Annotated in this window: 7 protein-coding genes; 2 read left to right on the plus strand and 5 right to left on the minus strand. The window is 71.0% G+C overall.

What is annotated here, in order from left to right:
- Positions 1–62: 62 nt before the first annotated feature.
- The 5 genes from AAG801_RS20950 to AAG801_RS20970 all read right to left on the minus strand — a co-directional run bounded on the left by AAG801_RS20950 (position 63) and on the right by AAG801_RS20970 (position 5,346).
- Positions 63–1,193 carry a DUF3108 domain-containing protein gene (locus AAG801_RS20950; protein WP_341890103.1) on the minus strand — a complete coding sequence of 377 codons (1,131 nt, stop codon included), beginning with the start codon at positions 1,191–1,193 and terminating at the stop codon, positions 63–65.
- Positions 1,178–2,941 (minus strand): PDZ domain-containing protein, encoded by a 1,764-nt coding sequence (locus AAG801_RS20955; RefSeq protein WP_341890104.1) that lies wholly within the window; start codon positions 2,939–2,941, stop codon positions 1,178–1,180. The genes AAG801_RS20950 and AAG801_RS20955 overlap by 16 nt, the downstream gene beginning before the upstream one ends.
- Before the next feature lie 19 nt (positions 2,942–2,960).
- Positions 2,961–3,413 (minus strand): DUF3429 domain-containing protein, encoded by a 453-nt coding sequence (locus tag AAG801_RS20960; RefSeq protein WP_341890105.1) that lies wholly within the window; start codon positions 3,411–3,413, stop codon positions 2,961–2,963.
- A gap of 71 nt (positions 3,414–3,484) precedes the next feature.
- Positions 3,485–4,213 carry a DsbC family protein gene (locus tag AAG801_RS20965; RefSeq protein WP_341890106.1) on the minus strand — a complete coding sequence of 243 codons (729 nt, stop codon included), beginning with the start codon at positions 4,211–4,213 and terminating at the stop codon, positions 3,485–3,487.
- A gap of 11 nt (positions 4,214–4,224) precedes the next feature.
- Entirely contained in the window at positions 4,225–5,346 is a 1,122-nt protein-coding gene (locus AAG801_RS20970; RefSeq protein ID WP_341890107.1) for an FAD-dependent monooxygenase, read from the minus strand.
- An 84-nt stretch (positions 5,347–5,430) separates the two neighbouring features.
- Between AAG801_RS20970 and AAG801_RS20975 the strand changes: the two genes are divergently transcribed.
- Both AAG801_RS20975 and AAG801_RS20980 read left to right on the plus strand, forming a co-directional pair.
- On the plus strand, positions 5,431–7,836 hold the full coding sequence (locus tag AAG801_RS20975; RefSeq protein WP_341890108.1) for an AsmA family protein: 2,406 nt from the start codon (positions 5,431–5,433) through the stop codon (positions 7,834–7,836).
- 20 nt (positions 7,837–7,856) lie between these two features.
- A complete protein-coding gene (locus AAG801_RS20980; protein ID WP_341890110.1) occupies positions 7,857–8,711 on the plus strand; it encodes an MOSC N-terminal beta barrel domain-containing protein in 855 nt (284 codons plus the stop codon).
- Positions 8,712–8,720: the final 9 nt, after the last annotated feature.

Here is an 8,720-nt window from a genome sequence, read left to right on the forward strand (position 1 = left end):
CTCCCAAGCCGGCCCGTATCCCCTCGGGGGATCGACCGACGTACTCGTCGGACGAGGGGCTGTCATTCCCCGGCAATTTCCGGCTTGCGCGAGAGCACCAGGTCGATGAAGGTCTCGGGGTCCTGCTCGATGCGGATGCGCGCCGGCAGGTAGCGCAGCTGCGGCGCGAACCACACCTCGGCGACCAGTTCGCCGCCCGGGCGCGAGATGCGCCGCGGCTTCAGGTGGAAGGCCTCGACCGCGCCGAAGGCCGTGAACACCGGCTCCTGCGCCAGCACGTCGTAGACCCAGCGGTCGACGCTCCTCGGCAATGCCAGCGCGAAGTCGACGGTGTTGCCGGTGCGCAGCAGCTCGGGCTGGGTCGAGAACAGCCAGCTCAGCTGCACGAACTGGCTGGCGGTGTCCTGCACGCCGCCCACGCGCGCGCGGCGCCGGCCGTTCGGCATCACGATCGCGCCCGGCTCGAACAGCATGGTCAGGCGGCGCGGGTCGCGGAACATGAGCTTGGTGTCCTCGTCGTAGCGGCGCGGCGCCAGGCCCTGCTCGGTCAGCTCGCCGTCGCTGCTCATGCGCCGGGTGATCAACGGTGCGATCGGCATCCCGACGGTGATGTCCAGGTGCACCTGGTAGCGGCTGCCCTGGCGGATCCATTCGACCTGCGCGTCGCCATGCACTTCCCCGCGCACATTGCCCACGAGCTTGTAGCTCAGCCGCGTGGAGGCAGGCCACTCGAAGGGCGCGGCTGCCGAGGCGGACGGCGCCGGCGCAGAGGCGGCGGCCACGGCCATCTCAGGCGCTGACGCCACGGGCTCCGGCGACACTGGCGCGGGCAGTTCGGCCACCGGCGGCGGCTCGGGCAGCGCAGCGGGCGGTGGATCGGGCGCCACCTGCACCACGACCGTCTCGGGCGCCGAAGCCGCCGGCTGCGGCGCGCGAACGCGGCGCTTCGGCACCGGCGCGACCACCGGCGGCGCCGGCGCGGTGGCCGGTGGCGGCGCCAGCTCCAGCTCGCGCAGGTAGACCACCTCGATGCGCGGCGGCATGGCACTCGCGGCCTGGAAGGCGTCGATGTGCTCGCTCAGTTCCTCGGCCAGCCAGCCATGCACACCCAGCACGCCGGCCGCCAGCGCGGCGAAGGCGATTCGTCGTCGCGTCGAACTGGTCCGGCCGATGCGGCTCAGCGGCCCAGCCATGCCTCACGCAGGGCCTGCGCCGACTTGCCCGGCCTGGCGTCGGCCGCGAGCTGCACCGGCGCCGCGGCGCCGGTGTCGGCGGGAAGCAGCAGCCGCAGGGTCAGCAGGCGCTGGTCGCGCGCCACCAGCCAGTCGGCCGGCTCGCCGGGCACCACCAGGCGCAGGGCGTCCTCGAGCCGGCGCACGCGCCAGCCGGCCACGGCGAGGATCTCGTCACCCGCCGACAGGCCAGCCGCTTCCGCTGCACCGCCGCGCAGCACGTGGGTGGCCTTCACGCCGGTCAGCGCACTCTCGGCGATGCGCAGGCCGACGCGCTGTGCCAGCGTCGGCGGCTGCGTCTGCCACTCGACGCCGCTGCCGTAGAGCAGCCCCCTGAGCGGCAGCTCGCCGGTGCCATGCACCCAGTCCGCCAGTTCCTTTGCATACGAGCGGCCGCCGCAGTGCTGCAGCGCGGCGGCGATGTCGGCCTCGGCGATCGGCCCGCCGGCGCTGGCCGTCCACAGCCGGCGCATCACCTCGTCCAGCGAGCTGCCGTCGCGGCGCAGCGTCAGGTCCAGCGCCAGCGCCAGCAGCGAGCCCTTGGCGTAGTAGCTGATCGTCGCGTTCGGCGTGTTCTCGTCGCTGCGGTAGTACTTGACCCAGGCGTCGAAGCTGGCCTGCGCGACGCTCTGCACCTGGCGGCCCGGCGTCGCCGCCACGCCGGTCACTGTGCGCGAGAGCAGCTTCAGGTAGCGCGGCGTGTCGATCAGGCCAGTGCGGCGCAGGAACAGGTCGTCGTAGTAGGACGTGAATCCCTCGAAGAACCACAGCAGCTGCGTGTAGTTCTCCTGCGTGTAGTCGTAGCGGGCGAACTCGGCCGGGCGCAGCCGCTTGACGTTCCAGGTGTGGAAGTACTCGTGGCTGATCAGGCCGAGCAGCTCGACGTATTGATCGTTCGTCTCGCTGCGCCCGCGCTGCGGCAGGTTGCGCCGCGCCGACAGCAGCGCCGTGCTGGCGCGGTGCTCCAGGCCGCCGTGGCCGTCTTCGCAGGTGTTGAGCAGGAAGACGTAGCGATCGAACGGCGCCTTGGCGCCCTTGCTCCTGCCCTGCCTGCCGGTGCCGTGCCAGAAGGCGATCTGCGCCTCGCAGATGCGGCGCGTGTCGGCGAGCAGACGCTCGCCGTCGAAGTCGGGCAGCGCGCCGGCGACCACGAATTCGTGCGGCACGCCGGCCGCCTCGAACTGGCCGCGCCAGAAGCGCCCCAGCTCGACCGGGTGGTCGACCAGCTCGTCGTAGTCGGCCGCCTGGTAGACACCGCGGCCGTTGGCATCGACCTTGACGGCGTGCATCGCGGTGGCCACCTGCCAGCCGCGCGGCAGCGTGCCGATCTGCAGCCGCTGCGGCTCGGCCTCGCGGCCTTCGACGCGCAGGCACAGGCCGGTGCCGTTGAAGAAACCACGCTGCGCGTCGAGGAAGGCGGCGCGCACCGAGGTGTCGAAGGCATAGACGCGCATGCTGAGCACCAGCTCGGCGCGGCCGCTGCACTCGGCCTGCCAGCTCGCCTTGTCGAGCTGCGTCAGCGGCACCGGCTTGCCGCCCTGCTCGGCGCGCAGGTCCGACAGATGCCGGGCGAACTCGCGCACCAGGTAGCTGCCGGGAATCCACACCGGCAGGCTCAGGCGCTGGCGCGCTGCGGGTTGCGGCACACGCAGCGTGATCCGGAACAGGTGGGCGTGGACGTCCTCGACGTCGATGCGGTAGGTGATCATGGACGGAGAGAAAGAGGGTTCAGCTGCCGGCCGCGCCGATGAAGCAGCTCAGCGAGGCCACCGCGGTGAGGCGGAAGCGCAGCGTCAGCCAGGCGGCCGCGCCCTGCGCAGGGTAGACGCGCCGGTCGACTAGGTAGCAGACCACCAGCATGGCGCCGTGCACGACGAGCCCGGCATAGGCTGGCATCAGCACCGCCACCCAGGCGACCAGCGAAGGCACCACGCCCCACAGCGGCAGCGAGCTGGCCGGGCTGCTCTGGCGCATCGCGAAGCCCCAGTGGATGCCGCCGAGGAAGGACACGATCACCGCCGCGTAGGCGGACAGCGCGGCGGTCACGTAGGGGTGGGCATCGGGCCGCACCAGCCAGGTCAGCGCGGCACCGAGCACGAAGGGCAGCAACCCGGCGTGGCCGAGGCGCAGCGCAGCCGGGGTGGGCGCAGGAAGCGTGGCAAGAGCAGAAGAGGCGTTCACGCAGGGCTCCGGTCGACGACGCCGCGCATTGTCGCCGCTGCCCGAGTGCTGGCAGGCCCGCGGCCCGCGCTTCACTGCGCCGCGTTCTTGGCGGCGCGGCTGACCACGAGTTGCTGCTCGATCTGAGCGGTGTTCATCGCCCCGGGGGCGCGCTTGCCGTCCTCGAACAGGATGGCCGGCGTGCCGTTGATGCGGTACTTGCGGCCGAAATCGCTGTTGCGCTGGAGCGCGGCAACGTCGCACTGCCCCATCACCTTGGCCGGTGCCGCGCCTTCGAGCATCCAGTCGCGCCAGGCGGCGGTCTTGTCCTTCGCGCACCAGATGTTCTTCGACTTCTCGATCGAGTCGGCGCCGAGGATGGGGTACAGGAAGGTGTAGACGGTGACGTTCTTCACCTCGTTGAGGTCGCGCTCGAAGCGCTTGCAGTAGCCGCAGTTGGGGTCGGCGAACACCGCCATCTTTCGTTCGCCGGTGCCGGACTTCCAGACGATCGCGTCCTTCAGCGGCAGCTTGGCGAAGTCGATCTGCGTCAGCTTGTCGATGCGCGCCTGGGTGAGGTTGGAGCGCGTGCGGGTGTCGATCACGCTGCCGTCGATGATGTGGTTGCCCTGCTCGTCGGTGTAGAAGATCTCGGTGCCGACGCGCACCTCGTACAGGCCGGGGATCGGCGACTTGTTGACTTCGTCGATCTTCGGGAAGTCGGGCAGCCGCTCGGAGAGGTTCTTGCGAATGGCGGCTTCCTGGGCGAACGCCGGTGCGCTCAGGGCGGCGGCAAGGGCGAGTACGGCGAAGCGATGCATGTCAGGAGCCTTCAGGAGTCGAGCGCGCGGGCGGTCAGCCATCGCTTGAGTGGGGTGATGCGGTTGACCAGACTCAGCCCGCGGTTGCGAAGTTCCCGCGCCGCCGGCGCCGGCTGTGCGAAGAGTCGCAACAGGCCGTCGGTGACCTGCTCCATGGCCCAGGTCGGCGCACGGCGCTCGCGCACGTAGCGGCGCAGCAGGCGCTCGTCGCCGATCGGGCGCCAGGGCTCGCGCGCGGCGATGACCTGGGTCAACGCGGCCACGTCGGCCAGGCCGAGGTTCAGGCCCTGGCCGGCCAGCGGATGCACCAGGTGCGCCGCGTCGCCGAGCAGCACCCAGCCGGGGCCGCACCAGGCGCTCGCTTCGGCGATCGCCAGCGGCCACGAGGCGCGCGGCGAGGCCAGTTGCAGTTCACCGGCCTCGCCGCGCGTGGCGGCCATCAGCGCGGCGGAGAAGTCGCTGTCGGACAGCGCCAGCAATTCCTGCGCGCGCTCGTTCGGCAGCGACCAGACCAGCGCGCAGGAGCGTTCCGGCGCGGGTGAATCGAAGGGCAGCAGCGCCAGCACGTCGGGCGAGCGGAACCACTGCCGCGCCGTGCCCTGGTGCGGACTGGAGGCGACCAGCCGCGCGGCGATCGCGCTGTGGCCGTAGTCGCGCCGCTCGAACTGCACGCCGAGAGCAGCGCGCGATGCCGAGGCCTTGCCTTCGCACAGCGCCGTCAGCGCCGGCTTGGCGCGCTCGGCCTGCTCTTCGCTCAGCACATGCACGTGCGGCGAGAAGCGCAGCGCAGCGGCGAGTTCGCGCTCGAGCACCGGCGCGTCGACGATCCAGGCCAGTTCACCGCGGCGCTGTTCCCAGGCGGAGAAGTCGATCGCCGCGCCGTGGGCGTCGCCTTGCACGTGCATGTCGTAGACCGGCGTGGCCGCATTGGCGGGCAGCGAGTCCCACACCTTCAGGCCCTTGAGTAGGCTCACCGAGGCGGTGTTGAGCGCATAGGCGCGCACATCAACAGGCGCATCGGTGCGCGGTGCATCGGCGCGCAGGCCGACCTGCAGCCCGAGCCGCGCCAGCGACAGCGCCAGGCTCTGCCCGACGATGCCCGCGCCACGCACCAGCACGTCCATGTGTTTCATCGTCTTTCATTGTAGGCAGCACGTCGTGACGATGCCGTGGCGTCGGAGTGCACAATCCGCCCTCCGCGCTCAGTCCCACGCCTCATGTCCGTCTGGATCCGACGCATCGCCATCACCCTCGGGGTGCTGATCCTGCTGGCCGTCGCAGCCGGCGCCTGGCTGATCGCCAGCTTCGACCCCAACCGCTACAAGGGCATGGCGGTCGACTGGATGAAGGCCAACCGCAACCGCACGCTGGCGATCGATGGGCCGATCTCGCTGTCGGTGTTCCCGCGCATCGCCGTCAAGGTCAGCCAGGTCAGCCTGAGCGAGGCCGGCCGTGCCGAGAACTTCGCGGCGATCGACCAGGCCGCGCTGTCGGTCGACCTGCTGCCCTTGCTGGGTGGCCGCGTGGTGGTGGGCCGCGTCGAGGCCAGCGGCGTGCGCGTGCAGTTGCTGCGCGATGCGAAGGGCAAGCGCAACACCGACGATCTGGCCGGCCCTGCCGCGTCGACCGAGAAGTCGAGCGACCCGTCGGCACCAGCGCCCGCCGGCAGCAAGGCCATCGACCTCGACATCGACCGCATCACGCTGACCGACCTGCGCGCCCGCGTGAAGGACGAGCAGGCGAAGCTCGACGGCGAACTGGTGCTCGAGCGCCTGGTCACCGGCCGCATCGCCGACGGCGTGGCCTCGCCGGTCGAGCTGGCGGCGCGGGTCGACTTCCGCCAGCCTGCGGCGAAAGGCGCGTTGTCGGGCAAGACCACGCTGACGCCGATCCTTTCCACCGGCTCGTTCGCACTGGCCGACATGAACCTGGCCTGGAAGGGCGACCTGCCCGGCGCCAGCGGCGTCGATGCGAGCGTGCGCGGCGCGCTCGCCCTGGACGGGACGAAGGGCGCGATCGACGCGAAGAAGCTCGACGTGCAACTCAGCGCCCGCGCGGGCACGCTGCAGCTCAGCGGCAGCACGCTGTCGGTGGCGGCCTTCGCCTTCGACCCGACGACGCAGGCGCTGCACGTCGAGCAGCTCCAGCTGCGCCTGAAGGGCAGCCGCGGCAAGGACCCGCTGACGCTCGACCTCGACTGGCCGCAGCTCGATGTGGCGGGAGACAAGCTCAAGGGCAGCGCGCTGGAAGGCAAGTTCTCGCTCGGCGGCGAACTGCCCGTCGCCGCCAGCTTCCGCAGCGGTGCGCCCACCGGCAGCTTCGACGCCGTCGCCCTGCCCGGCTTCGAGGCGAAGATCGGCAGCAGCGGCGCGGCGCGCAAGATCGACGGCACGCTGCGCGCCAACCTCGGCCTGCAGCCGGCCAAGTCGGCGCTGAGCCTGACGGCGCTGGACCTGAAAGCGACCGTCTCCGACAAGGAGCTGAAGCCGCTCGCGTTGTCGCTCAAGGGCCAGGCCAGCGCCTCGCCGCAGGCGGCGCAGTGGGCGGTGTCGGGTCAGCTCAACGCCAACAGCTTCGCCATCGACGGCAATGCCAACCTGTCGGCGACCCCGCTGTTCGTGAAGGCCAATGCGCGCTTCGACAGCCTGGACCTCAACACCTTGCTGCCCGAGGGCGCCTCCAGCGGCACGGCGCCGGGCGCGGGCACGCCGGCGCCGGCCGATGCACCGGTGGACCTGTCCGGCCTGCGCACGCTGAACGCCAACGTCACGCTGCGCGCCGGCGCACTGGCCTTCCGCCAGTACCGCCTGGCCGACGCACGTGTCGAGGCGCAGCTCGACAACGGCATGCTCAAGGTGCCGGTGCTGCAGGCCAGGGCCTGGGGCGGCACGCTCGACGCCAACGCGCTGGCGGACGCCCGCGCCAACCGCATCGCCGTGAAGGCAGTGGCCAGCGGCGTCAACGTCAACGCGCTGCTGAAGGACGTGGCGGCCAAGGACATCCTCGAAGGCACCGGCCGCGTCAATGTCGACGTCGACACCACCGGCCGCAGCGTCGGCGAACTGCGCTCGCGCCTGCGCGGCACGGCGGCGCTGAACGTGCGCGACGGCGCGATCAAGGGCATCAACCTGGCCAAGAGCCTGCGCCAGGCCAAGGCGGCGCTGTCGCTGCGCAGCGACGCGACCGAGAAGGCGCGCCAGACCGAGAAGACCGACTTCTCAGAGCTCAGCGCGAGCTTCCAGATCGCCGACGGCGTGGCACGCAGCAACGACCTCGACATGAAGAGCCCGTTCATCCGCCTGGGCGGCGACGGCGCGATCGACATCGGCCGTGGCCGCATCGACTACACCGCGCGCGCCACCGTGACCAGCAGCGCCACCGGCCAGGGCGGCGCCGATCTCGCGGCGCTGAACGGCCTGACCGTGCCGGTGCGCCTGACCGGCCCGTTCGAGGCGATCGACTGGAACATCAAGTGGTCGGCAGTGGCCGCCGGCGCGCTGCAGAACAAGCTGGAAGACAAGCTCAGAGGCAAGCTCGGCCTGGAGCCGGCCAAGCCCGGTGCGTCGGCACCCAGCCCCAAGCAACAATTGAAGGACAAGCTTCTGAAAGGGCTGTTCAAGTGAGCACTCCTGCGAACACGTCGATGGGCGACGTCACCGTGCGCATCGCCGCACTCAACGTGCATCCGATCAAGTCCTGCGGCGGCGTCGCGGTGCGCGAGGCGCTGGTCATCGAGACCGGGCTGGAGTTCGACCGCGCCTGGATGGTGGTCGACGAACGCGGCGTGCTGGTCACGCAGCGCGAACTGCCGCGCATGGCGCTGATCCAGCCGACGCTCAAGCAGCTCGACATGGTGCTGCGCGCACCGGGCATGCTGGCGCTGCACGTGGCACTGGACACCGTCGAGGCGCCGGTGCAGGTGACGGTGTGGAATGACACCGTCAAGGCTTATGACATGGGCGACCTGGCCGCGCAGTGGTTCAGCGACTTCCTCGGGCGCAAGGTGCGCCTGGCGCGCTTCGACCCCGAGCAGCGCCGCCTCGCCGACCGGGCCTGGACCGGGCCGATCGAGGCCGAGACGGCCTTCGCCGATGCCTTCCCGCTGCTGGTTGCCTCGACAACGGGGCTGGACGAGTTGAACCAGCGCCTGGCGAAGGCCGGGCACGAGCCGGTGACGATGCAGCGCTTCCGGCCCAACCTCGTGCTCGACGGGCTCGACGCGCATGGTGAGGACCATCTCGACGAGATCGTCTTCCAGGCCGTCGAAGGGCCGGTGCGCATCAAGCTGGTCAAGCCTTGCAGCCGCTGCACCATTCCCGACGTCGACCCGGTGACGGCGCAGACCGGCCATGCGGTCGGCGACGTGCTGGCCAGCTACCGCGCCGATGCGCGGCTGGACGGCGCGCTGACCTTCGGCATGAACGCGGTCGTGCTCGAAGGCATCGAGGCCACACTGAAGGTCGGCATGCCCGGCGCGGCGACCTACCGATTCGAGTGAGCCGCCTGC

Source organism: Variovorax sp. YR752, assembly GCF_943372545.1.